Source organism: Caloramator sp., from assembly GCF_020054765.1.
GTDB lineage: Bacteria > Bacillota > Clostridia > Clostridiales > Caloramatoraceae > Thermobrachium > Thermobrachium proteoclasticum.
Map to the genome: position 1 here is coordinate 12044 of NZ_JAIHAO010000009.1, position 25121 is coordinate 37164.

General features: G+C 30.6%; 22 protein-coding genes. All 22 read left to right on the plus strand.

Annotated elements, in window-relative coordinates:
• Nucleotides 1-55 precede the first annotated feature (55 nt).
• The 22 genes from JG776_RS04695 to JG776_RS04800 all read left to right on the plus strand — a co-directional run bounded on the left by JG776_RS04695 (nt 56) and on the right by JG776_RS04800 (nt 25085).
• Nucleotides 56-1123, plus strand: a complete 1068-nt coding sequence (locus tag JG776_RS04695; RefSeq protein WP_291965166.1) for a tetratricopeptide repeat protein — start codon at nt 56-58, stop codon at nt 1121-1123.
• 2 nt (nt 1124-1125) lie between these two features.
• The gene (locus tag JG776_RS04700; protein WP_291965168.1) at nt 1126-1809 is read left to right on the plus strand and encodes a Wzz/FepE/Etk N-terminal domain-containing protein; all 684 of its coding nucleotides are present in this window, start codon (nt 1126-1128) and stop codon (nt 1807-1809) included.
• An 11-nt stretch (nt 1810-1820) separates the two neighbouring features.
• Complete coding sequence (locus JG776_RS04705) at nt 1821-2507, plus strand: CpsD/CapB family tyrosine-protein kinase (RefSeq protein WP_291965169.1); 687 nt, start codon at nt 1821-1823, stop codon at nt 2505-2507.
• Nucleotides 2504-3280: a CpsB/CapC family capsule biosynthesis tyrosine phosphatase gene (locus JG776_RS04710; protein WP_291965171.1), complete on the plus strand. Its 777-nt coding sequence runs from the start codon at nt 2504-2506 to the stop codon at nt 3278-3280. The genes JG776_RS04705 and JG776_RS04710 overlap by 4 nt, the downstream gene beginning before the upstream one ends.
• A 337-nt stretch (nt 3281-3617) precedes the next feature.
• Nucleotides 3618-4340, plus strand: a complete 723-nt coding sequence (locus JG776_RS04715; protein WP_073248406.1) for a CpsD/CapB family tyrosine-protein kinase — start codon at nt 3618-3620, stop codon at nt 4338-4340.
• 61 nt (nt 4341-4401) lie between these two features.
• Nucleotides 4402-6252, plus strand: coding sequence for a nucleoside-diphosphate sugar epimerase/dehydratase (locus JG776_RS04720; protein ID WP_291965175.1), 1851 nt, complete (start codon nt 4402-4404; stop codon nt 6250-6252).
• Between the two features lie 46 nt (nt 6253-6298).
• Nucleotides 6299-6928, plus strand: a complete 630-nt coding sequence (locus JG776_RS04725; RefSeq protein WP_291965177.1) for a sugar transferase — start codon at nt 6299-6301, stop codon at nt 6926-6928.
• A gap of 192 nt (nt 6929-7120) precedes the next feature.
• Nucleotides 7121-7984, plus strand: coding sequence for an NAD-dependent epimerase/dehydratase family protein (locus JG776_RS04730; RefSeq protein WP_291965179.1), 864 nt, complete (start codon nt 7121-7123; stop codon nt 7982-7984).
• A 19-nt stretch (nt 7985-8003) separates the two neighbouring features.
• Nucleotides 8004-9236 (plus strand): glycosyltransferase family 4 protein, encoded by a 1233-nt coding sequence (locus JG776_RS04735; RefSeq protein WP_291965181.1) that lies wholly within the window; start codon nt 8004-8006, stop codon nt 9234-9236.
• 2 nt (nt 9237-9238) lie between these two features.
• A complete protein-coding gene (locus tag JG776_RS04740) occupies nt 9239-10294 on the plus strand; it encodes a nucleoside-diphosphate sugar epimerase/dehydratase (RefSeq protein ID WP_291965183.1) in 1056 nt (351 codons plus the stop codon).
• 14 nt (nt 10295-10308) lie between these two features.
• Nucleotides 10309-11418, plus strand: coding sequence for a capsular polysaccharide biosynthesis protein CapF (locus JG776_RS04745; RefSeq protein ID WP_291965184.1), 1110 nt, complete (start codon nt 10309-10311; stop codon nt 11416-11418).
• 3 nt (nt 11419-11421) lie between these two features.
• Nucleotides 11422-12369, plus strand: coding sequence for a DUF6625 family protein (locus tag JG776_RS04750; protein ID WP_291965186.1), 948 nt, complete (start codon nt 11422-11424; stop codon nt 12367-12369).
• A 1-nt stretch (nt 12370) separates the two neighbouring features.
• Nucleotides 12371-13498 (plus strand): non-hydrolyzing UDP-N-acetylglucosamine 2-epimerase, encoded by a 1128-nt coding sequence (gene wecB, locus JG776_RS04755; RefSeq protein ID WP_291965187.1) that lies wholly within the window; start codon nt 12371-12373, stop codon nt 13496-13498.
• Nucleotides 13498-14694, plus strand: a complete 1197-nt coding sequence (locus tag JG776_RS04760) for a glycosyltransferase (RefSeq protein ID WP_291965189.1) — start codon at nt 13498-13500, stop codon at nt 14692-14694. The genes wecB and JG776_RS04760 overlap by 1 nt, the downstream gene beginning before the upstream one ends.
• The gene (locus JG776_RS04765) at nt 14691-15851 is read left to right on the plus strand and encodes a glycosyltransferase family 4 protein (RefSeq protein ID WP_291965191.1); all 1161 of its coding nucleotides are present in this window, start codon (nt 14691-14693) and stop codon (nt 15849-15851) included. The genes JG776_RS04760 and JG776_RS04765 overlap by 4 nt, the downstream gene beginning before the upstream one ends.
• 288 nt (nt 15852-16139) lie before the next feature.
• Nucleotides 16140-17123 (plus strand): O-antigen ligase, encoded by a 984-nt coding sequence (locus JG776_RS04770; RefSeq protein ID WP_291965193.1) that lies wholly within the window; start codon nt 16140-16142, stop codon nt 17121-17123.
• Between the two features lie 626 nt (nt 17124-17749).
• Nucleotides 17750-18916 (plus strand): nucleotide sugar dehydrogenase, encoded by a 1167-nt coding sequence (locus JG776_RS04775; protein ID WP_291965195.1) that lies wholly within the window; start codon nt 17750-17752, stop codon nt 18914-18916.
• 11 nt (nt 18917-18927) lie between these two features.
• The gene (murJ, locus tag JG776_RS04780; RefSeq protein WP_291965196.1) at nt 18928-20451 is read left to right on the plus strand and encodes a murein biosynthesis integral membrane protein MurJ; all 1524 of its coding nucleotides are present in this window, start codon (nt 18928-18930) and stop codon (nt 20449-20451) included.
• 161 nt (nt 20452-20612) lie between these two features.
• On the plus strand, nt 20613-22316 hold the full coding sequence (locus JG776_RS04785; RefSeq protein WP_291965198.1) for a phospho-sugar mutase: 1704 nt from the start codon (nt 20613-20615) through the stop codon (nt 22314-22316).
• Between the two features lie 359 nt (nt 22317-22675).
• On the plus strand, nt 22676-23578 hold the full coding sequence (gene galU / locus JG776_RS04790) for a UTP--glucose-1-phosphate uridylyltransferase GalU (RefSeq protein WP_291965200.1): 903 nt from the start codon (nt 22676-22678) through the stop codon (nt 23576-23578).
• A gap of 360 nt (nt 23579-23938) precedes the next feature.
• Nucleotides 23939-24784, plus strand: a complete 846-nt coding sequence (locus tag JG776_RS04795) for a hypothetical protein (protein ID WP_291965202.1) — start codon at nt 23939-23941, stop codon at nt 24782-24784.
• Nucleotides 24785-24917: 133 nt separating this feature from the next.
• The gene (locus tag JG776_RS04800; protein WP_366934190.1) at nt 24918-25085 is read left to right on the plus strand and encodes a GDP-mannose 4,6-dehydratase; all 168 of its coding nucleotides are present in this window, start codon (nt 24918-24920) and stop codon (nt 25083-25085) included.
• The last annotated feature ends 36 nt before the right edge of the window (nt 25086-25121 follow it).

Here is a 25121-nt window from a genome sequence, read left to right on the forward strand (position 1 = left end):
ATAAATGTATTTGTATTAAAATATAATTTGTTAAAGTTTTAAAAGGGGTGATTTGTTGAATTACGTAGATTACATAAAAAAAGAAGTCGAAAAAATACTTTTTATTGAAATAGAAAGGGATATAAATTTTAAAATAAAAAATAACTTCACATTAAAAAAGGGTGAATATCCAATATATGCTGAAAAATTAAAGGAGATGGCCCTAAGCGGCACATCAAACATAAATTTAACATATATATTAGAAGGAATTATTACCATACTTGGAGTTGACGAAAACTTCAAATATAAGGACCTATATTTATCTACATTAAAGAGTATAGATGGAATAGAGAGCTACATAATATCCCAAATAGAAAAAAATAAGCAAAACAACCTAAAAAAATCCCTAATATATGCCAACACATTAATAAAAATAAACAATAGTGAAACAAATCAAATAAACAGGATTTATCTTTTATTTGACCTTCAGGCAAAAACAGGGTTAGACTTTAAGGATGAAATAGAAAAATCCCTAAAGGATGTCTTAAAAACAAACATAGAAAACCCCACCGCCAATTACAATTTAGCCCTACTTTACCTAAATTTCGACAGAGATTTAGCAAAATACCACTTAAGAAAATGCCTAAATTACCCGATAACTAAAAAGGAGGCAGAGGAGCTTTTATATAAGATAGAATTGGTTGAAAACTTTGATAGGGCAGTAGATTTAATAAAGCAGCAGCAGTATAAGGAGGCTCTAAACATACTTATTCCACTAATAGAAGAGGAGCCACAAAACCTAAATGCAATATACTACACAGCCCTATGCTACAGAAACCTAAACCTAAACGAAAAGGCTCTTTACTACCTCTATATGTTAAAGGACCAACCAGAGAGGCCTGAGGTTCTTATTGAAATAGGACTAAACCTTGCATCTTTATCCTATTTTGAAGATGCATTAGAATATTTTAAGGATGCACTCAAATTAAAGCCCAATGACCAAACTATAATTTCAAACATTGGTGTTTGCTATTATTATTTAGGACAAGTTGATAAGGCAAGAGAGGCCTTTGAACTCTCTTTAAAGCTTAATAAAGATGACGAAGTAACCAAAAAGTGGTTAGAACTTATAAAGGAGGACTAAATATGGAACAAGAAATGACGCTGGATTTAACAGAACTGTTTGCAATTATTAAAAAGAGGTTATGGTTTATTATTTCAATAACCCTTATTACAACATTGATTTCAGCATTACTTAGTTTTTTTGTTTTAACTCCAATATATGAAGCAGAGATAAGTATATTCCTTGGACGTGAAAGAACTGCAGAAACATTAAAAACAGACTACAACGAAGTTTTAATGTTTCAAAAACTATCAAAGACCTATGCAGAGATTGCAAAGTCTAAGACTGTTGCAGAAAAGACATTAAAGGAATTAAATAAAGATGTACAAGCTGATGTATTACTAAATAATTTAACTGCAACACCACAACCAGATACACAGATGCTTGTTTTAAAATATCAATCAAAGGACCCACAGGATGCAGCATTAACACTTAATACTCACGCTAAGAATTTTATTGAGGAATCAAAAAGATTCTACCCAGACGGTAATGTACAAATAGTAGATGCAGCACAAGTACCACAAAATCCTGTTAAGCCAAAGAAGATGCTTAACATAGCAATCGCCTTTGTTCTCGGAGTAATGCTATCCCTTGGGCTTGTGTTTATTCTTGAATATATGGATACAACAGTAAAAACAGAGGATGAAATAGAAAAACTACTTGATTTACCTGTTATAGGAATAATACCAAAGAATTTAGAAGAATAGGGTGATGATATATGTCAAATTTTATTGTTGAAAAAAATCCTAAATCTCCAATATCCGAATCCTATAGAACACTTAGAACAAACATACAGTTCTCCTCCTTTGATAAGGACATAAAGACAATAGTTGTAACAAGCTCTGCACCAGGGGAGGGAAAGAGCACAACTGTTGGAAACCTTGCACTTGTTATGGCACAGTCGGGTAAAAGGGTTCTTTTGATAGATGCAGACCTTAGAAAGCCAACAGTTCATAAAAAGTTTAAACTCTCAAACCAAACAGGACTTACCAACATTTTAATAGAGGACAAAAATCCCTTTGAGGTTATACAAAAATACAGCGACAATCTTTATATCCTAACAAGTGGAATACTTCCTCCAAATCCTGCGGAGGTTGTTGCATCAAACAAGCTAAGAAATTTTATAAATGAAATGAAAAACCACTTTGACTATATACTTCTTAACTCACCACCTGTTATTGCAGTAACAGATGCACAAATACTATCAAGCTTTTTAGATGGAGTTATACTTGTTGTATCAAGTGGTGAGGCTGAAAAGGAACTTGTTAAAAAGTCAAAGGATCTTCTTGACAAGGTAAATGCCAATATAATAGGTGTTGTATTAAATAAGCTTGAGTTAAAATCAAGGAAGGGCTATGGATATTATTACTATTATTATGGTGAAGAAGGAAGTGCTAAAAAATGATAGATATTCACAGCCACCTACTCCCAGAAATAGATGACGGAGCAGACAACATAGATACGACAATTGAGATGATAAAAATATATAAATCACAGGGAGTTGACAAAGTTATCGCAACCCCCCATTTTTACACATCCTACTTTGAAAACACAAGAGATGTAATAAAGATGGAAGTAGAAAAAGTAAACAGCCTGCTAAAGAAAAAAAACATAGACTTTACTATCCTTCCTGGAAGTGAAGTATATGCCACAAGGGACACACTTTTGGACCTTAAGGAGGGAAGAATCCAAACCCTAAACGATTCAAGATATATACTTATGGAGTTTGACTATAGAAGGTTTCCTGACTACGGTTTTGACCTTATATATGAAATAGGTCTTTTAGGATATAGAGTGGTTGTCGCCCACCCCGAGAGATACTATTATGTCATAAAGGATATAACCTTTTTAAACAAACTAATAGACGAAGGATGCTTAATTCAGATTAACTCCTCCAGCCTAACAGGAGTTTTTGGAAAGGACGTAAAAAAAACAGCCCTAAGAATAGCTGAAAATGGCTCCTTTAATTTTTTAGCAACCGATGCCCACACCCAAAACATAAGAGGCCCACACTTTGAAGATGCCCTTAAGATTCTTAATAAATTAAAAAAAGATTATTATCAAACATTATCATATAATGCTGAAATGTTAATAAAAAATGTCGAAATATGTAGCAAACTTAACAAAATCAAAGAAAAACGAAGTATTTTTAATATTTTTAGAGCAACAAAATTATAATTATGAAATATATAATTATTTCGTAATTATTATAAAAATTTAAAAGTTTATTCAAAAATATTTCATATGTTATCATTAAATAGCGATTGGTGATCTGTGAAGCCTACTCTGTATCTGGGCCCTTGGAGTAGGTGGAGATAGTAGGGCACCCACCACCAGATATTTTGTATTTGGGGTGATTTGTTTTTTTGTTTTTTTTGAAGCAGTAAATATAGAAAACAAGTCTGTATATAGCTTAAGATTTTGGGGGATTTATATCAATTGACATTTTATTTTTACATTATGTGGGTAAATAAGGCATCCTAAAATGGGTATTTTTTTAAAGGTGGGGGTTTAAATGGTTGGTATTGATTTAGTTACTGTAGAAAAGCCAAAGAGCCCTATAGCAGAGGCCTATAGGACTTTAAGAACAAATATACAATTTTCATCTCTTGATAAAAAGGTTAAAAAAATAGTCATAACAAGTTCTGCCCCAGGTGAGGGCAAAACCACAACAGCATTAAATCTTTCTATAACATTAGCACAAAATGGACATAAAACGCTTCTTTTAGACTGCGATATGCGAAAACCAAGTATACATAAAAAACTTAAAATTTCCAATTTATACGGTATTTCTGATCTTTTAGTTGGCGAAGCAAAATATGAAAGCGTAATAATAAAGGGGCCTGTTGAAAACCTTGATATAATAACATCCGGTACAAAGCCCCCAAATCCCGCAGAACTTTTATCGTCACAAAAGATGCTAAACTTTATATCTGACGTTGAAAAAAATTATGAATACATTATTATAGATACACCTCCTGTTCTTATGGTAACCGACGCACAAGTTCTTTCTAAATATGCCGATGGAACAATACTTGTTGTAGCATCAGGTGAAGCAGAGAAAGACGCTGTGGTTAAGGCAAAGGAACTACTAACTAAGGTTGGTGCAAATATACTTGGTGTAGTTTTAAATAAGCTTGATACCAATAGACGCGGCTACTATGGATACTACTACCACTACTACTATGGACAAGAGCAGGAGAAGAAAAAGAAGAAGGGATTCCTATTCAATAGGTAAAAATTACATCTAAAGTTTTTGTAACATTAGCCGATATAGTAATTATGAGAAGGTGATTTTATTGGAGAAGCTAAAAAAATATAGATACTTAACTTTAATAATATCAGATATCATATTATTAAATATTTCATTAGTCTTGTCATCATTTTTTGTATATGGAGATAGGATAAAGTATTCCTTTAACAATTCTTATCTATTACTAAATACTGTTTTTTTAGTTGCATCCTATGCACTATTTGGTCTATATAAAAGCCTATGGCATTATGCCAGCGTTGATGAACTTATATCATCCTTCTTTGCAAACGCTCTATTTTTACTAACAAACCTTCTTTTAAACAACTTCCTTTTCAACCAGTTTGAAACAAGGTTTGTTCTTTTATATGCAATATTTACAGCCCTTTTAACAAACCTACTAAGGCTTAGCTTTAGAGTATATAGAAGAGTGAGCATAGGTGCAACAAAGAAGCTTGCACAGGGCAAAAAAAGAGCCCTAATAGTTGGTGCAGGATCTGGAGGAACTCTCCTTTTAAAGGAGATAAGACAAAACATACTTTTAAACTACGAAGTTGTAGGATTTATTGATGACGACCCTGCAAAGATAGGAAAGACAATAATGTCAACAAGGGTTTTAGGAAATAGGGATGATATTCCTACTATTGCAGATAGATATAAAGCTGATATAATAATAATAGCAATCCCAACATTAAACATACACGACAAGAGGGAGATAATTAAGATATGTAAATCCACAGGCTGTGAAGTTAAAATAATGCCTTCAATGGATGAGGTTTTATCAAACACCGAAAGGGTTAGGGAAATAAGGGACGTAAAGATTGAGGACCTTCTAAAGAGGGATCCTATAAAGCTTGACAATAGAGCAATCAAGGAGTACATAGAGGATAAGGTTGTTTTAGTTACTGGCGGAGGAGGCTCTATAGGTTCTGAGCTTTGCAGGCAGGTTATGAGGTTTAATCCTAAAAAGCTTCTAATACTTGATATATACGAAAACAACGCCTACGACCTTGAACTTGAGCTTAGAGCAAATCATCCCCACATAGACATCGAGGTTTTAATAGCTTCAATAAGAGATAAAAAGAGAATGGAAACAATATTTGAAAAATATAGACCCTATGTTGTATTCCACGCAGCAGCCCACAAGCACGTGCCATTGATGGAACACAACCCATCTGAGGCAGTAAAGAACAACGTATTTGGTACCTTAAACCTTGTTGAATGTGCAGACAAATACAGCGTAAAAAGATTTGTACTTATCTCAACCGACAAGGCAGTAAACCCAACAAATGTAATGGGTGCAACAAAGAGAACAGCAGAAATGATTGTACAAGCCTTCGCAAAGAAAAGTAAAACTGAATTTGTTGCAGTTCGTTTTGGAAACGTGCTTGGAAGCAACGGCTCAGTAATACCACTGTTTAAAAGACAGATAGAAAAGGGAGGCCCTGTTACTGTAACCCATAGAGAAATAACAAGATACTTTATGACAATCCCAGAGGCCTGCCAACTCGTTCTTCAATCTGCAGCCTTTGCAAAGGGTGGAGAGATATTTGTTCTTGATATGGGCGAGCCTGTTAAGATATACGATATGGCCTGCAACCTAATTAGGCTATCAGGCTTTGAACCAGAGAAGGACATAAAGATACAGATAACAGGCCTAAGACCAGGTGAAAAACTATATGAAGAACTCCTCTTATCAGAAGAGGGACTAACAAAGACCCAAAACAGCAAAATATACGTTGCAAAACCACTAAATATAGATTATGAAGAGCTAAAACTTAAGCTTGACGCCCTAAAATTTGCACTACAATCCGAAGAACCTATGAAGATAAAGAAGCAGCTAAAGGAGATAGTTGAGACGTATAAGGTATACGATGAGGTTGCAGCAGGGGAGGAATAGGTGGAGAGGTTATCACCTTTCCAACCTATAAAAGGAGGATGATTGAATGTATCGAAAGTACATAAAAAGATTTATAGATTTTCTACTTTCACTTATTGGACTTATAGTTTTATCACCAATATTTCTAATTCTTATGATCGCAATAAAACTTGATTCAAAAGGGCCAGTATTTTTCAAACAAAAAAGAGTGGGAATTAATAAAACACATTTTGAAATATTAAAGTTTAGAACAATGAGAATAGATACACCAAAAGATACACCAACACACCTTTTAGAAAATCCAGAGAAGTGGATCACGAGGGTAGGTAAATTCTTAAGAAAAACATCCCTTGATGAGTTACCACAAATTATAAACATTCTAAAGGGTGATATGAGTATCATTGGCCCAAGACCAGCTCTTTGGAATCAATATGATTTAATTGCAGAAAGGGATAAATATGGGGCAAACGATGTCTTTCCAGGCCTTACAGGATGGGCACAAATAAATGGTAGAGATGAACTACCAATTCAAATAAAAGCAAAGTTTGATGGAGAATATGTACAAAAGATGAGCTTCTTATTTGATACTAAAATATTTTTTAAAACAATATTTAGTGTTTTAAGAAGCGAGGGTGTTGTTGAAGGTGGAACAGGCAAATTAAAAGTAGATAATGAAAAGATTAACATTGCTGAGTAATTAAAATATTATTGAAAATATTTGATTAATAAATATAATTTAATATAAAAGTTCAATATTAAAATGTGTACAATATTAAATTATACTGACGAAGTGAGAATGGGGAAGGGATAAGATTAGTTAGATAGAAAAAATCTAACCAACTATCTAACTAACCAACCATCCAACTAAACAAATAGAGGTGAAAATAGAGTGAAAAAAATACTTATAACCGGTGCCAATAGCTATATAGGTACAAGCTTTGAAAAATGGGTAAGCCAATGGCCAGATAAATATATTGTAGATACTTTAGATATGAAAAATCAAAAATGGAAAGAATATGACTTTTCAAAGTATGATGTTATTTTTCATGTGGCTGGAATTGCACATATATCAACAGATCCTAAAATGGAGGAATTATACTATAAAGTTAATCGTGATCTTACCATAGAAACAGCAAAAAAAGCAAAGGCTGAAGGTGTAAAACAGTTTATTTTTATGAGCAGCATTATAGTTTATGGCGACAGCAGTCATATTAACCATAAAAGAGTTATAGATAAAAATACAGTCCCAACACCAAGTAACTTCTATGGTAGAAGCAAATTGCAAGCAGAAGAAGGTATTCTACCACTTCAAGATGATAATTTTAATGTTGTAGTAATAAGACCACCTATGATTTTTGGAAAGGGTTCAAAGGGAAATTATCCAAAGCTATCTAAAGTGGCACGAAAGCTACCTATGTTTCCAGATATAAAAAATGAAAGAAGTATGCTTCATATAGATAATCTTTGTGAATTTATTAGACTGATGATAGATAATAATGAAAAAGGAATATTTTATCCTCAAAATAAGGAGTATGTTGGGACAAGCCAGTTAGTAAAATTAATAGCTGAAGCACATGGAAAAAAAGTTATGCTTACGAAGGCATTCAATCCATTACTTAAACTAATGGGTAAGAAAGTTAGAATTATTAATAAGGTATTTGGAAATTTAGTTTATGAAAAGAGTATGAGTGAGTATAAGGTTGAATATAGAATTAGGGATTTAAAGGAAGCAGTGAAAATAACAGAAAATTAATTGGAATGGTGAATAAATAATGAGAAAACATATTTTAGTTATATCACAATATTTTTATCCTGAACAGTTTAGAATAAATGATTTATGTGTAGAATGGGTTAAAAGAGGATATAAAGTAACAGTAATTACGGGCATTCCAAACTATCCACAAGGTAAATTTTATAAAGGTTATGGATTATTTAAAAAGAGAAGAGAAATTTATAACGGTGTTGAGATTATTAGAATTCCATTAATACCAAGAGGTAAAAACGCAATAACGCTTGCCTTAAACTATTTATCATTTGTTGTTTCAGGTTTCTTTTGGAAAGTATTTACTAGAATAAAGGCTGATTATGTATTTATATTTGAAGTATCTCCAATGACACAGGCTTTGCCTGGAGTTTGGTATGCAAAAAAGAGAAAGATACCATGTTACCTATATGTGCAAGATTTATGGCCTGAGAATGTTGAGATAATTACAGGAATAACTAACAAGTATATTATTGGTTCCATAGGTAAGATGGTTGATTATATATATGCAAGGTGTACAAAAATATTCACAACATCAACAAGTTTTATTGAGGCCATTGCTAAACGAGGGGTACCAAGAGAAAAAATTGAATTTTGGCCACAATATGCAGAAGATTTTTATATACCATTAGAAAAAAATAATATTAAAGAAATTCCACATGATGATGCTTTTAATATAATATTTGCAGGCAATATTGGTAGTGCTCAAGGATTAGATATATTACCCAATGTAGCATCATTATTGAAAGATAAATCTTTAGAAAGAAAAATACGTTTTAATATAGTTGGTGATGGAAGATATAAAGAAACATTAATAGAAATTGTTAATTCTTTAAATGTTTCAGATATGTTTAACTTCATAGACAAACAACCAGCATCAAGAATTCCTGAATTTATGGCAGCTTGCGATGCAGCTTTTATTTGTTTAACTGACAGTCCACTTTTTGAAATGACAATACCAGCAAAACTTCAATCATATTTGGCTTGTGGGATACCAATTATTGCTTCTGCTAATGGAGAAACTGCTAAGATAATTAGTGAAGCAAATGCAGGTATATGTAGCCCATCAGGAGATGCTGAGAAGTTAGCTGAAAATATAATTAAAATGGCTAACAAATCTTGTGAGGAATTAAGGTATATAGGGAAAAATGCTAGGGAATATTATATTAGAAATTTTAATAAAAAAGACTTAATCGATAAGATTGATATATATTTTGAAAATAATTTGACTTTGGAGGTATAAATATGTTTAAAAATAAAACCTTACTAATTACAGGAGGTACAGGAACTTTTGGTAATGCTGTATTAAAGAGATTTCTTAATACAGATATTGGCGAAATAAGGGTTTTTTCTCGTGATGAGAAAAAACAAGATGATATGAGAAAGTTTTATCGTAATGATAAAATAAAATTTTATATAGGTGATGTAAGAGATCCACAAAGCATAAAAAATGCTATGTATGGTGTAGATTATGTATTTCATGCAGCAGCATTGAAACAAGTTCCATCATGCGAATTTTTCCCACTTGAGGCAGTAAAAACAAATGTCATAGGAACAGAAAATGTTTTGAATGCTGCAATTGAATGTGGTGTTAAAAAGGTAATATGTCTTTCAACAGATAAAGCAGCATACCCAATAAATGCAATGGGAATATCAAAGGCAATGATGGAAAAGGTATTTATAGCAAAATCAAGAACAATATCACCAGATAAAACGCTTATTTGTGGTACAAGATATGGCAATGTAATGGCATCACGTGGATCAGTAATTCCATTATTTATTCAGCAAATTAAAAGTGGACAACCACTTACAGTTACAGACCCAAACATGACAAGATTTTTAATGAGCATTGAGGAAGCAGTTGAACTTGTTGTATATGCATTTAAACATGCTCAATCAGGAGATATATTTGTTCAAAAAGCACCTTCAGCAAGAATTGGTGATTTAGCACAGGCTATAAAGGAAATATTTAATGCAGATAATGAAATAAAAGTTATAGGAACTCGTCATGGTGAAAAACTATATGAAACACTATTAACTAAAGAAGAATATCTTGTAGCGGAAGATTTAGGAGGGTTCTACAGAGTTCCTGCAGATAACAGAGATTTAAATTACGGAAAATATTTTGAAGAAGGAAATAGAGACTTATCAAATTATAGAGAATACAACTCACATAATACAACTATCTTGAATGTTGAACAAATAAAGGAAAAGCTACTTTCACTTGATTATATGAAGCAAGAACTACAGGAGTTTAACAATGTAAAAGAAGCTGCTATAACAATAGAAAAAATGATATAAGAAAGGTGAAAAAAATGAAAATACTTGTAACAGGTTCTAAGGGCTTTGTAGGTAAAAATTTAATAGCGGAACTTAAAAACAGAGGATATAATTCAATATATGAATTTGATAAGGATACTGATAAAAGTCTTTTAAATGAATTTACTAAAGACTGTGAATTTGTATTTCACCTTGCGGGAGTAAATAGGCCACAAAATGAAGAAGAATATATGCAAGGAAATTTTGGTTTTACAAGTGAGTTGTTAAGCCTGTTAAAAAAGTATAATAATAAATCTCCAATACTAATAACATCATCTATACAAGCGATGCTTGACAATCCTTATGGAAGAAGCAAAAAAGCAGTAGAGGATTTAGTATTTAGCTTTGGAAAAGAAAATGGAAATAAAACATTAGTTTATAGATTGCCAAATTTATTTGGTAAATGGTGCAGACCAAACTATAATAGTGCAGTTGCAACATTTTGCCATAATATAGCAAATGATTTACCTATAAAGATAAATGATCCAAATGTTGTCTTAATTCTTGCATATATTGATGATGTGGTAGAAGATTTTATAAACGCTTTGGAAGGTAAAGAAAATAGAGTGGGGGAATTTTGTGAAGTATCAAAAATATATACAGCTTCTTTAGGGCAGATTGCAGAACTTATATATTCTTTCAAGAAGAGTAGAGAAGAAAGAACCATTCCTAATATGAGTGATGAATTTACAAAGAAACTTTATAGTACCTATCTTAGCTATTTACCAAAGGATAAGTTTAGTTATGAATTAAAAATGAATGTTGATAATAGAGGCTCATTTACCGAATTTATAAGAACTATAGATAGGGGACAGATATCTGTTAATATTTCAAAACCAGGTATTACAAAGGGTAATCACTGGCATCATACAAAAAACGAAAAATTCCTTGTTATAAGTGGGAAAGGTGTAATTAGATTTAGAAGGATTGATTCAGATGAAGTTATAGAGTATTATGTAAGTGGTGATAAATTAGAGGTAGTTGATATACCACCAGGATACACACACAATATAGAGAACCTTGGAGATACAGATATGGTTACAATAATGTGGGCAAACGAACCATTTGATAAAGAAAAGCCAGATACATACGTTTTGGAGGTTTAATCAATGAAAATATGCTTTATTATTCCATATTTTGGAAAATTGCCAAATAATTTTGATATATTTTTGAATTCTTGTAAGTATAACAAAACGATTAACTATTTATTAGTAACAGATGATAAAACATATTATGAATATCCAGATAATTTTCGTGTTGAATATATGTCATTTGATCATTTAAAAAATAAAATACAAAATAAATATGATTTTAAAATAAATCTTTCTAAACCATATAAGTTATGTGATTTTAAACCAGCATATGGAGATATATTCAATGAATATTTATCTGAATATGATTTTTGGGGATATTGTGATATTGATATAATATTTGGTAATATAAGAAAATTCATAACTAATGATATACTAGAAAAATATGATAAAATACTTAGTAGAGGATATTTTACATTATATAGAAATAATGAGAAGATAAACAAACTTTATAAAAGTAAAATTAATAATTTGGAAAGGTTTAAACAGGTTTTTTCTTGTGACGAAAGTTTTGCTTTTGATGAATGGGGGCATTGGGGTATAAATTATATTTTTAAACAAAATAATATTCGTATGTATGATGAGATAATTTTTCACGACATATATGTTGGAAAATATGGATTTTATCCATATCAATTAATGAAAAAAGAATATGTAAAAAATAATATTTATTTATTTGAAAAAGGTTCATTATTTAGACTTGGTTTAATGAACAATGAATTAATTAAAAATGAAATATTGTATGTACATTTTCAAAAAAGAAATATGGAAATAAATGGCATATACAGTAATGATCGAATATTAATTGCACCCAACAAATATATAAGAATTTCTGACGATTTTGAAATTAATAAAAAAATTATTTCAGAATATGGAAAAGATAAATTAATATATAAAGATTATATTGTCTATAGGATAAAAAATTTACAGAAAAAAATACAAAAAACATTAAAAAGAGGTAGATGACATGAAAAGGCTTAAGGTTATGACAGTTGTTGGAACAAGACCTGAAATAATAAGACTTTCACAAGTTATAAAAAAACTTGAAGAATCAGAAGCAATCGACCATATATTAGTTCATACAGGACAAAATTATGATTATGAATTAAATGAAGTGTTTTTTAAAGACTTAGAATTAAAAAAGCCTGATTATTTCCTTGATGCTGCAACAGGAACAGCAGTAGAAACAATAGGAAATATTTTAATAAAAATTGATCCAATTTTAGAAAAAGAAAATCCTGATGCACTTCTTGTGCTTGGAGATACAAACAGTTGTCTTAGTGCAATTGCAGCTAAGAGAAGACACATACCAATATTCCATATGGAAGCAGGAAATAGATGCTTTGACCAAAGGGTACCAGAAGAAACAAATAGAAAAATTGTTGACCATACAGCAGATATTAATTTAACCTATAGTGATATAGCAAGGGAATATTTAATAAGAGAAGGATTCCCAATAGATAGAATAATAAAAACAGGAAGCCCAATGTATGAGGTAATTCAAGCTAAAATGAAGGATATAGAAAAATCTGATGTGATTGAAAGACTTGGACTTGAAGAGGGAAAATATTTTGTAGTTTCAGCCCATAGAGAGGAAAACATAAACTCAGAAGAGAATTTTATGGATTTAGTTGAAAGCTTAAATGCTATTGCAGAAAAGTATAACTTACCTGTGATAGTTAGTACACATCCAAGAACAAGAAAAATGATTGAAGCTAAAGGAATAAATTTTAATCCTTTAATACAAACACTTAAACCACTTGGATTTAATGATTATGTAAAGCTACAAATGAATGCAAAAGCAGTTTTAAGTGATAGTGGAACAATTAGTGAAGAATCCTCAATTTTAGGATTAAGAGCATTAAATATAAGACAAGCCCATGAAAGACCAGAAGCAATGGAAGAAGCTTCTGTTATGATGGTTGGATTAAAGAAGGAAAGAATATTACAAGGACTTGAAATTTTAGAGACACAAAAGAAAGATACATTAAGATTAGTTAGAGATTATAGTATGCCTAATGTGTCTGAAAAGGTATTAAGAATAATACTTTCTTATACGGATTATGTAAATAGAGTTGTGTGGGGGAAGAATTAATGAAGGTTTTACAAATAAATTCTGTCTGTGGAGTGGGAAGCACTGGTAGAATAGCAACAGATATACATCAAATATTGAAGGAACAGGGACATGAAAGCTTTATAGCCTATGGTAGAGGTGAAGCAAAAAATTGTGATAATGCTATTAGAATTGGTAATGATGTTGATGTATATAAGCATGTAGCTTTAACAAGATTATTTGACAGACACGGGTTTGGTTCAAAAAAAGCCACAATTGATTTTATTAAAAAAATAGAAGAGTTAGATCCAGATGTAATTCATCTTCATAATATACATGGGTACTACATTAATATTGAAGTTTTGTTTAGTTATTTAAAAAGAAGCAATAAAAAGATAGTGTGGACATTACATGACTGTTGGGCTTTTACTGGGCACTGTGCATATTTTGATTACGTTGGTTGTGATAAATGGAAAACTGGTTGTTATAACTGCCCACAGAAAAATAAATATCCTCAAAATATATTTATAGATAGTTCTGGTGTGAATTATGAAAAGAAAAAAGAATTATTTACTGGAATAAAAAATATGACTATTGTTACTCCATCTAAATGGCTTGCTGGTTTAGTAAAAGAATCTTTTTTAAAGGAATATGAAGTTAAAGTAATACATAATGGAATTGATTTAAATGTATTTAAACCAGTAGATGGAAGTAATTTTAGAAAAAAATATAGTATTGAAGATAAGTTCGTTATATTGGGTGTTGCAAATATATGGGATGAAAGAAAGGGATTAAAATATTTTATTGAACTTTCTAAAATGTTAGATGAAAATTATAAAATTGTTTTAGTTGGATTGAATGAAAAACAATTAAAAAACTTACCTGAAAATATTGTAGGTATAAAACGAACAAATAATTTGAATGAGTTAGTTGAGATATATTCAGCTGCAGATATTTTTGTTAATCCGACATTAGAAGATAATTTCCCGACAGTAAATTTAGAAGCACTTGCTTGCGGCACACCAGTTATTACTTTTAATACAGGAGGAAGTGTGGAGTGCGTGGATGAAAGCTGTGGAGTGATTGTTAATAAAGGTGATATTAAAGAATTACAAGAAAAAATTAAAACAATCAAAATTAAAAAAGATTATTGTTTTATACAAGCAAAAAAATTTGATAAGAAAAATAAATTTAATGAATATATTAATATGTATAAAAAAGATGGTGATTTATTATGAAAATAACACATATATGTTTATGTGGACCGGTAACAGATAATTGGACTTATCAAGATAATTTATTACCTAAGTATCACAAAAAACTTGGGTATGAAGTTAGTGTGATTACTTCAAGATATGTTTTTAATGATAAAGGACAGTTAGTAATAGATAAAAGAAGTGAATATATAAATGAGCATGGTGTAAAGATTATTAGAATAGAAAATAAATATAGAACAACAATTAATTCAAAATTTAAAATATACGACAATTTGTATAAAACTATTGAAGAAGAGAAGCCGGAAATTCTATTCATCCATGGGGTACAATTTATTAATATAAAAGATGTTGTAAAATATATAAAAAAACATCCATATATAAAGGTATTTGTAGATAATCATGCTGATTTTTCAAATAGTGCTACAAATTGGTTGTCTTTAAATATTTTACATAAGATTATTTGGCGTCTATGTGCTAAAATGATTGAACCATATACAACAAGATTTTATGGTGTTCTTCCAGCTAGGGTTGATTTTTTAAAAAATGTTTATAAAATTCCAGAAGAGAAAGTTGATTTATTATTAATGGGAGCTGATGATGAAAAAGTCATAAAAGCAAAAGATCCGAATGTTAGAAAAGAAATTAGAGAAAAATATAAAATTAAGGAAGACGACTTTTTGATAATGACAGGAGGTAAAATTGATACTGCAAAATGGCAAACATTATTGTTAATGGAAGCAGTTAAGGAAATTAATAATGATAAAGTAAAATTGATTGTATTCGGATCTGTAGTTCAAGAATTAAAAGAAAAAGTACAAGCCTTATCTGACGGTGAAAAAGTTCAATATATTGGCTGGATATCGGCTGATGAAGCATATAATTATTTTGCAGCAGCTGATTTAGTTGTATTTCCAGGTAGGCATTCTGTATTTTGGGAGCAAGTAGCAGGGTTAGGCATACCAATGATTGTAAAGTATTGGGAAGGAACAACGCATGTGGATGTTGGGGGGAATTGTGAGTTTTTGTATGAAGATTCAAAAGAACAAATAAAAGAGAAAATTGAAAAATTATTGTATGATAAAATTTTATATTTAAGAATGAAACAAATATCAGAAAATCAGGGGATTAGTGTCTTTTCTTATAAAAAAATTGCTGAAAAAAGTGTAAATTTTAAATAATTATCAAATGTAACTAAATTAATTCGATTTATTAATTAAAAATAAAGGATGGTTGAAATGAAAAAATTTTTACCTATAATTATTATTTTTTTCCCTCAACTCTTTTTTGCTATATTTAATATTTTTGGTAAAACTTATGAAGGGAGAGAATCTTCACAAATTTATATAATATTAAATATAATAGTTTATTCTTTATCTATAATTATATATTTTGTTAGAGTATTTTATAAAAGAATTAAATTTAATAAAAATAAATTATTAATTTTGTTCAGTATAGCAGTAATAATTATGTTTTTTTTTATTGAAGATGCTTTAGTAGGAATAAACAGTATAGGTACAAAATCATTCATTCTCTTTAATGTTTTTGCAATACCTAATGTAATTATGGGAATTTATATAAGTGATGATGAATATTGTGAATATTTAAAATCAATAGAAATAATAATGTTAATTTTTACAATTTCAACAATAAAAACAATTTATAATACTTTAATATTGGGATATAAACCAAATATTGGTGGTGGAAGCTATCAATTTGCTGGTTACACAGCAGCTTTAGCTTTAGGAATTAATTTATGTTTTATTGTTTGGGATAAAAATATCGCAAGGTTTAATATTTTTAAATCTAAATTATATAAAATATTAAGTTATTTTTTGGTAATATTCCAATTGGTTGGCGTTATGACAACAGGTGCAAGGGGGGCGATGATTTTAGTAATTTTTTATTTAATTTATTTTTTAATTTTAGTTAGAAATGATAGATTATCGATATTAAATAAAATATGTATTGTTATTATTGTTATTATATTGTATTTAAATATATTACCTATATTAATTAATAATTCTGTGTTTAATAGTTCGTTAAGAAGATTGTTTGAATATGTGTCAGATAATGGAATTAATTGGGAAGGAACTTCGGGACGGGATATAATTTATATTTTAACTATAGAATTGATAAAACTATCACCAATTTATGGATATGGATTATTTAGTTATTATAATTATCTTAATAGCTATCCTCATAATTTGTTTTTAGAGATTCTGGTACAGGGAGGCATAATATATTTAAGTATATTTATAATTATCAACTATTTAGTTATTAAGAAACTAAATAAAATAACGAGGAAAGATGTAAATTTAAAAATACTAAATACATTAGCAATTTATTGCTTTGTTTTATTAATGTTTAGTGGAACTTACATGACAAACAATCAATTTTGGTTTATATTATCGTTTGTTGTAAATTTTAAAACAAATAAACAAATTAATTAAGTTGTGTATAATTATAGGGTAAATTAATTGTGGAAATTATACAATTATAATTATATGCATTAACAATCAATATCAATATGTGATAATACGATAATAATCCAATTTTAAGATAACATATGATACATAGTATATGATTAAGTTGGAGTACCAATAAAAGATTGGGACATTGTGTGTGATAGAAATAAAATATTGATTGATTAAGATGTTTGGATAGGTATTAATTACGTTATTGTTGGTAATATAAATAAAGGTAAAGTGAGTTGTAATTTGTACAATTTTTGTAGTTATTAAAGACATAACTAATTATTGTGTTATTGTTGGAAATCCATATAAAGTAATTAAAAAAGATGATGTATAATTGTAAAAATATATAAAGTAAAATAAATACAAACTATATAGAGAACTGAAATAATAATAATAATAATCTATATAGTTACTTTTTAATTAGAACTAAGATATTAAAACTAATAGAAATATCGATTTTATCAGCTATTTATATTAATTATTAATTTAGAATTATAAGACGTAAAGGATGTATATACGATAGTTAAATTATTGGTGTTACATATAAGAATATAAAATGAAAAAAATTAAATTTATATTCATTTAAAAGGGGGAGACCAAAGATGAAAATTGCAGTAGCAGGATTAGGATATGTAGGACTATCCATAGCAGTACTTTTAGCACAACACAATGAAGTTGTGGCTGTAGATGTATTACAAGAAAAAGTAGATATGGTTAATGACAAAATATCTCCAATAGTTGATAAAGAGATACAAGAATTCTTACAAACAAAGGAGCTAAATTTAAAGACGACAACAGATACATATAAGGCATATAAGGATGCTGAATACGTAGTTATTGCAACTCCAACAGATTATGATCCAGAGAAAAACTATTTTAACACAAGAACAGTGGAAAGTGTTATAGCTACAGTTCTTGCAATAAATCCAGACGCAGTTATGGTTATAAAATCAACTGTACCTGTAGGATATACAAAGAAGGTTAAAGAGATGTTTGATACAGAAAATATAATATTCTCACCAGAATTTTTAAGAGAAGGAAAGGCACTTTATGATAACCTTTATCCTTCAAGAATAATAGTAGGTGAAAAATCAGAGAGGGCTGAAAGATTTGCAAATTTACTTCTGCAAGGAGCAATAAAGAAGGATGTTCCTGTATTATTTACAGATTCAACAGAGGCAGAGGCTATAAAGCTATTTGCAAATACATACCTTGCAATGCGAGTAGCCTTCTTTAATGAGCTTGATACCTATGCAGAAGTTAGAGGACTAAATACAAAACAAATAATAGAGGGTGTTTGTTTAGATCCAAGAATAGGAAACCATTATAATAACCCATCCTTCGGATATGGTGGATATTGTCTTCCAAAGGATACTAAACAGCTTCTTGCAAATTATCAAGATGTACCAAATAATTTGATTGAGGCAATAGTTAAAGCAAATACAACAAGAAAAGACCATATAGCTGAAATGATAATAAAGAGAAATCCAAAGGTTGTAGGTATATATAGACTTACAATGAAAACTGATTCAGATAACTTTAGACAATCGGCTATACAGGGTGTAATGAAGAGAATAAAGGCAAAGGGAATAGAGGTTGTTGTATATGAACCTGTTTTAAAAGAGGACAAGTTCTTTAATTCAAGGGTAATAAAAGATTTTAATGAGTTTAAGGAAATATCAGATGTAATTGTTGCAAACAGAATGTGTGAGGAGTTAGAGGATGTAAGGGATAAGGTTTATACAAGGGATTTATATGGTAGAGACTAAGAGGTGACTAAATGAAAAAAACTGCTTTAATCATAATGATAATTACTATTTTTTCTAAATTTTTAGGTTTTGCAAGGGAAGTTTCTTTGTCTTACTTCTTTGGGGCGAATAATGTTACAGATGCATATTTGATTTCGCTAACAATACCAGGTGTTTTATTTGCTTTTATTGGAACAGCTATAAGCACAGGGTTTATTCCTATGTTTAGTGATTTAAAAGCCAAAGAAGGTGAAGAGAAGACAATTAAATTTACTAATAATATAGTAAACATTTTAATTGTACTATGTACAATATTGGTTGTTATAACTGTATTATTTACAACACCTATAGTAAAATTGTTTGCAACAGGTTTTAGTGGTGAAACATTAAAGCTGGCAGTTAAATTTACAAGGATAAGTATTTTTGGAATATATTTTTCTGGTTTAGTATATATTTTTTCAGCTTATTTGCAGATAAAAAATAATTTTGTTATTCCAGCATTAATTGGATTTCCAATGAATATTATAATAATATTTTCTATGTTTGTGGCATCTAAAACATATAATATATATTTATCTATAGGTAGTGTTGTAGCTTTTTTAGCACAGCTTCTTTTACTATTACCTTTTGTTTTTAAAAAGGGGTATAAATTTACTTTTATATTTAATGTTAAGGATAAATATATTAAAAACTTAATAGCTATAGCATTACCTGCTATATTCGGTGTTTCGGTGAATCAATTAAATGTATTGGTAGACAGAACAATTGCATCTAAAATAGCAGAGGGTGGGATTTCAGCGTTAAATTATGCTAATAAATTAAATGGATTTGTCATGGGATTGTTTGTAACATCTATAAGTACAGTAATATTTCCTTTGATATCAAAGATGGTTGCAGAAAATAATTATGAAGGGTTGAAAAAGTCTTTATCAGAATCAATTTCTGCAATAAATTTTCTTGTTATTCCTTCAACAGTGGGAGCTATGGTATTTTCAACCCCTATTGTTGAGATGCTTTTTGGACGTGGTGCCTTTGATGAAAGGGCAGTTCAAATGACTTCAAGTGCGTTGTTTTTCTATTCAATTGGTATGATAGGGTATGGACTTCGTGAAGTTTTATCTAAAGCTTTTTATTCTATGAAGGATACAAAAACACCAACTATAAATGCTGTAATAGCGTTGATTATGAATATAATATTGAATATAACGTTATCTAAGTTTATGGGAATTGCAGGTCTTGCACTTGCAACAAGTATTTCAGCTATAGTATGTACAGGCCTATTATTTATTTCACTAAGAAAAAAGATAGGTTCATTTGGATTAAAAGAGATAAGCATATCATTTATAAAAATAACAGTTGCATCTATTATTATGGGAGCAGTTGCAAAGATAAGCTACAATGTTTTAGTTGGTGTAATCTCAAAAAATTTATCATTAATTTGTTCAATTATAATAGGTGGAATTGTTTATTTTGTTGTGATTTTATTTATGAAGATAAAGGAAGTTGATGAAATTGTTTTAAAGATTAAGCAAAAGTTTTTAAGAAAAGTAGCATGAATAAGAAATTGTTTATTTTACATTTTGCTGCCCTTATGGGCAGCAAAAATTTTTTATACATCTTCAACAAAATTTCCCCTCCTTCTTGAAAAAAATTCTAAAAAGTGATAATTTATTATCAAGTGTTTTTTAAAATATTTCGAAAGAATGGAGGTTTATCTATGGAATATATGGATATGTATAAGAGATGGTTAGAGTTTGATGAAGAAACAAGAAGGGAACTTGAGGGGCTTGATGAGAAGGAGATAATGGAAAGGTTTTATAAGGAGCTTGAGTTTGGTACAGGTGGACTTAGAGGTGTAATTGGTGCAGGAACAAACAGAATGAATGTATATACAGTAAGAAAGGCAACACAGGGCCTTGCAAATTTCATATTAAAGCAAAAAATAGAGAATCCTTCTGTTGCAATAGCATACGATTCAAGAAAATATAGCGACCTTTTTGCAAGGGAGGCTGCCCTTGTTTTAAATGCAAGTGGAATAAAGACATATGTATATGATGAACTAAAGCCAACTCCAATGCTATCCTATGCAGTAAGACATATGAAGGCAACAGCAGGTATAGTTATAACTGCAAGCCACAATCCAAAGGAGTACAATGGATATAAGGTTTACTGGTCAGATGGAGGTCAAGTTACAGAGGAGCTTGCAGAGGGTATTTTAAATGAGATAAAGAACGTAGACTATAGTGACATAAAGACAATGGAGTATGATAAGGCGGTTGAGGCAGGATTATTCAACTTTATGCCAAAGGAAGTTGAGAATACATATGTTGAGCTTGTAAAGGGATTGACTGTAAATAAAGATATAGTACAAAAGATGAAGGATAAGGTAAAGGTTATATATACTCCTCTTCACGGTACAGGAAACAAGCCAGTAAGAAGGGTTTTAGAGGAACTTGGATATAAGAATGTGTATGTTGTAAAGGAGCAGGAAAATCCAGATCCAGCCTTTTCAACAGTAAAGTATCCAAACCCAGAGGAGTCAGAGGTATTTGTTAGGGCAATGGAGATGGCACGCGAACTTGATGCGGATGTAATAATAGGAACAGACCCAGATTGTGATAGAGTGGGTGTTGTTGTAAAAAATTCCGAAGGAAACTATGTTGTTTTAACAGGAAACCAAACAGGTGCTCTTTTAACCCACTATATGCTTGAAAACCTAAAGGCAACAAATACAATGCCTAAAAACCCTGTGGTTATAAAGACTGTCGTTACAACAGAGTTTGCAAAGGCGATATGCAAAGACTATGGGGTAGAGATACTTGATGTTTTAACTGGATTTAAGTATATAGGAGAGAAGATAAAGGAATTTGAGATAAATGGGGATAAGAGCTTTGTTCTTGGATTTGAGGAGAGCTATGGATATCTTGCTGGAACATTTGTAAGGGATAAGGATGCGGTTATAGCATCAATGCTAATTGTTGAGATGGTTGCATATTACAAGGAAAGAGGAATGAGCCTATATGAAGGCTTAATGGAACTATACAATAGATATGGCTTCTACAAGGAGGATCTTGTTTCAATAACACTAAAGGGAATTGAAGGAAGCGAAAAGATAAAGAAGATAATGGAGGATTTAAGAAACAACCCTCCAAAGAAGGTTGCAGGATATGATGTTGAGCTTGTAAAGGACTATAAGATGAGCAAGATAAAGAATGTGGTAAATGGAGAAGAGAGTGGAATAGATCTTCCAAAGTCAAATGTAATTCAACTAATTTTAGAGGATGGAAGTGTTATAACTGCAAGACCATCAGGAACAGAGCCAAAGATTAAGTTCTATTTTATGACAAAGGGAGAGACTTTAGAGAAGGCAGAGGAGAATATAAAGAGGTTTAAGGAAGAGATATTGAAGATGGCAGAGTGATAAAGAGTGCCACCCAAGTGAAATGTGAAAAGTCTTACGACTTTATCACATTATCACCAGGGTGGCACTTAAAGCTTTTGCGACTTTATCACATTATTACCACGATGGCAGAAAATTTTTGGATTTTATCTCATTATCATTAGAATGGAACTAATAGGTTTTGCGATTTTATTAGGTTGCCATTAGGTGGCAACAACTATAAGGGTTGAACAATTTGGGGAAGAATTTTATTTGACTACTTTATAATTTCTTAAAATTATGTTAAAATACAAATACTGCTGTAATGTTTTGATTTGAACGGTATATATTATACTAAGATATTTTTTTGTTAACAAATGAAAAGTGTAGGGGGTATTTTTATGAAAGTAAGAAAGGCGATTATTCCGGCCGCAGGGCTTGGAACAAGATTTTTGCCAGCAACAAAGGCACAGCCAAAGGAGATGCTTCCAATAGTAGATAAGCCAACTATACAGTACATAATCGAGGAGGCTGTTGCGGCTGGAATTGAGGAGATATTAATTATCACAGGACGTAACAAAAGGGCAATAGAGGATCATTTTGATAAGTCTGTTGAGCTTGAGCTTGAGCTTAAGGAGAAGAAGAAGGACGACCTTCTAAAGATGGTACAGGACATATCAAATATGGTTCAAATACACTATGTAAGACAAAAGGAGCCAAAGGGACTTGGACATGCTATCCTTTGTGCAAAGACATTCGTAGGAAATGAGCCCTTTGCAGTAATGCTTGGGGATGATGTTGTTGATGCAGAGGTTCCTTGTTTAAAGCAGCTAATTGATGTGTTTAATGAGTATAAGACAACTATACTTGGTGTTCAGCAGGTACCAATGTCAGATGTAAATAAGTATGGAATAGTTAAGGGGATGCACATAGAGGATGGAGTGTATAAGGTAAAGGACCTTGTTGAAAAGCCAAGTAAGGAGCAGGCACCAAGCAATGTTGCAATTCTTGGAAGATATATTATAACTCCACAGATATTTGAGATTTTAGAACATACTCGCCCAGGTAAAGGAGGAGAGATCCAGCTAACAGATGCATTAAAGGAGCTTTTACAAAGAGAGGCTATGTATGCATATAATTTCAAGGGAAGAAGATATGATGTGGGGGATAAGCTTGGTTTCCTTCAGGCAACTGTTGAATATGCATTAAAGAGGGAAGATTTAAAGGATGAGTTTTATAGGTATTTAAGGGATATTGTTGGTGCGTATGAGAAGGATTTTGAAGTTGCAGCGGATGAGAAGTGATAAAGAGTGCCACCCAAGTGAAATGTGAAAAGTCTTTCGACTTTATCACATTGTCACCAGGGTGGCACAAGTTTAGAAATTTGCGACTTTATCACATTGTCACAGGTACACTTATGTAACAAAGTAATCTGGGGGATATTAATGTGACATTATCATCAGTGGGAGACTAATGGGATATAGTTACAAGAATGGCACAAATGTAAGAATTGGAGGCTATGTTGTATTACTTTTAGGGTTAAGTAAGAGCGACATACAAGTGAAATGAGAAAATAAGATAACAATATAGCATAGCCAATAGGGTGACACTTACGTATGGTATGATATTTTTTATATTATAATCAATAATGAAAAGGTGGTTTTATGAGGTATTTGAAAAAGGTTGTTGTGGTCCTGCTCACTTTGGTTATATTCTTTGATATGCTTGCGATTGTGTTTAGCTTTTTTACTAAAAATAGGCTGCTTAATGAGAAGGTGTATTTTGAGGTTTTAAAGAGAAATGGCGTGTATAAACTTATTAGTAAAGAGGCTTCAGAGGAATTAAAGAAGTTTATAGAGGAAAAGAAGATAAAGGGATTTATGGTGGAGGAATATATTGATGAATCCTTTGTTGAAGCAAATGTAAACAGGCTAATATATGGGTTTATAGATTATTTTACTAAAACAGAAGGTGAAATACCAAGAATAAGCCTAAGCTTAGATAAGGAACTTATAAACAAGGTAGATGATTATTATATAAAGCAGGGTAAAACCTTAAGTGATAAAGAAATAAAGGTATTAGAGAAATTAGGAACAGAAATTAATAGTGTAGTTGAGGATAAGATAAATGTTAAATTTGCTGAAGAAATAGAGAGAAACGAAGCACTTGTTTTGGCAAGGGATGTTATAAACAACCTTTATAAAAACTTAAACTTTTATATTTTTATTTTATTAGCAGGCTTATCTACACTATTTTTTATGACAAATTATAGGGGATTTAAGATATTGTCTTTGGAACTTTTTGTTTCAGGTATGTTTTTGGCAATTCCTTTTTATACATTGTATTATACAAGGTATTTTAGTTTATTAAAAATAGATGAGGCTGTAATTAAAGATATATTATATGAGCTTCTAAATAGTTTTAGTCTATATATTGCAAATGCAGGGCTTGTATTTGTGATAATAAGTATACCTATTTATTATATATATAGAATGTATAAAACAAGATAGATTTAGGTAGGAATAGATTTATATTTTAAATTTTTTTACAGGAGGATGAAAGGATGTCAATTTTAGTGACTGGTGGTGCAGGCTATAAGTTTTAGACTTAGTTCATACGTTTGAGAAAGTAACGGGTAAAAAGGTGCCTTATAGGATAGTTGAAAGAAGGCCTGGCGATGTTGCAAAGTGTTTTGCGGACCCATCAAAGGCAAATAGGGAGCTTGGATGGATTGCAGAAAAAAATTTAGAGGATATGTGTAGGGATGCATGGAGATGGCAGAGCAACAATCCAAATGGGTATGAGAAATAGTTAAAATATTAGTTTTATTTTTAAGGTGGATGGAGG

What these genes read in the sequence shown, in the direction of transcription:
- JG776_RS04705 (WP_291965169.1), top strand. Translation starts at nt 1,821, where the DNA reads ATGTCAAATTTTATTGTTGAAAAAAATCCTAAATCTCCAATATCCGAA.
- JG776_RS04795 (WP_291965202.1), top strand. Translation starts at nt 23,939, where the DNA reads ATGAGGTATTTGAAAAAGGTTGTTGTGGTCCTGCTCACTTTGGTTATA.
- JG776_RS04770 (WP_291965193.1), top strand. Translation starts at nt 16,140, where the DNA reads ATGTTTTTTTTTATTGAAGATGCTTTAGTAGGAATAAACAGTATAGGT.
- JG776_RS04775 (WP_291965195.1), top strand. Translation starts at nt 17,750, where the DNA reads ATGAAAATTGCAGTAGCAGGATTAGGATATGTAGGACTATCCATAGCA.
- JG776_RS04785 (WP_291965198.1), top strand. Translation starts at nt 20,613, where the DNA reads ATGGAATATATGGATATGTATAAGAGATGGTTAGAGTTTGATGAAGAA.
- JG776_RS04715 (WP_073248406.1), top strand. Translation starts at nt 3,618, where the DNA reads ATGGTTGGTATTGATTTAGTTACTGTAGAAAAGCCAAAGAGCCCTATA.
- JG776_RS04745 (WP_291965184.1), top strand. Translation starts at nt 10,309, where the DNA reads ATGAAAATACTTGTAACAGGTTCTAAGGGCTTTGTAGGTAAAAATTTA.
- JG776_RS04760 (WP_291965189.1), top strand. Translation starts at nt 13,498, where the DNA reads ATGAAGGTTTTACAAATAAATTCTGTCTGTGGAGTGGGAAGCACTGGT.
- JG776_RS04765 (WP_291965191.1), top strand. Translation starts at nt 14,691, where the DNA reads ATGAAAATAACACATATATGTTTATGTGGACCGGTAACAGATAATTGG.
- JG776_RS04700 (WP_291965168.1), top strand. Translation starts at nt 1,126, where the DNA reads ATGGAACAAGAAATGACGCTGGATTTAACAGAACTGTTTGCAATTATT.
- JG776_RS04710 (WP_291965171.1), top strand. Translation starts at nt 2,504, where the DNA reads ATGATAGATATTCACAGCCACCTACTCCCAGAAATAGATGACGGAGCA.
- wecB (WP_291965187.1), top strand. Translation starts at nt 12,371, where the DNA reads ATGAAAAGGCTTAAGGTTATGACAGTTGTTGGAACAAGACCTGAAATA.
- JG776_RS04725 (WP_291965177.1), top strand. Translation starts at nt 6,299, where the DNA reads ATGTATCGAAAGTACATAAAAAGATTTATAGATTTTCTACTTTCACTT.
- JG776_RS04735 (WP_291965181.1), top strand. Translation starts at nt 8,004, where the DNA reads ATGAGAAAACATATTTTAGTTATATCACAATATTTTTATCCTGAACAG.
- murJ (WP_291965196.1), top strand. Translation starts at nt 18,928, where the DNA reads ATGAAAAAAACTGCTTTAATCATAATGATAATTACTATTTTTTCTAAA.
- JG776_RS04740 (WP_291965183.1), top strand. Translation starts at nt 9,239, where the DNA reads ATGTTTAAAAATAAAACCTTACTAATTACAGGAGGTACAGGAACTTTT.
- galU (WP_291965200.1), top strand. Translation starts at nt 22,676, where the DNA reads ATGAAAGTAAGAAAGGCGATTATTCCGGCCGCAGGGCTTGGAACAAGA.
- JG776_RS04750 (WP_291965186.1), top strand. Translation starts at nt 11,422, where the DNA reads ATGAAAATATGCTTTATTATTCCATATTTTGGAAAATTGCCAAATAAT.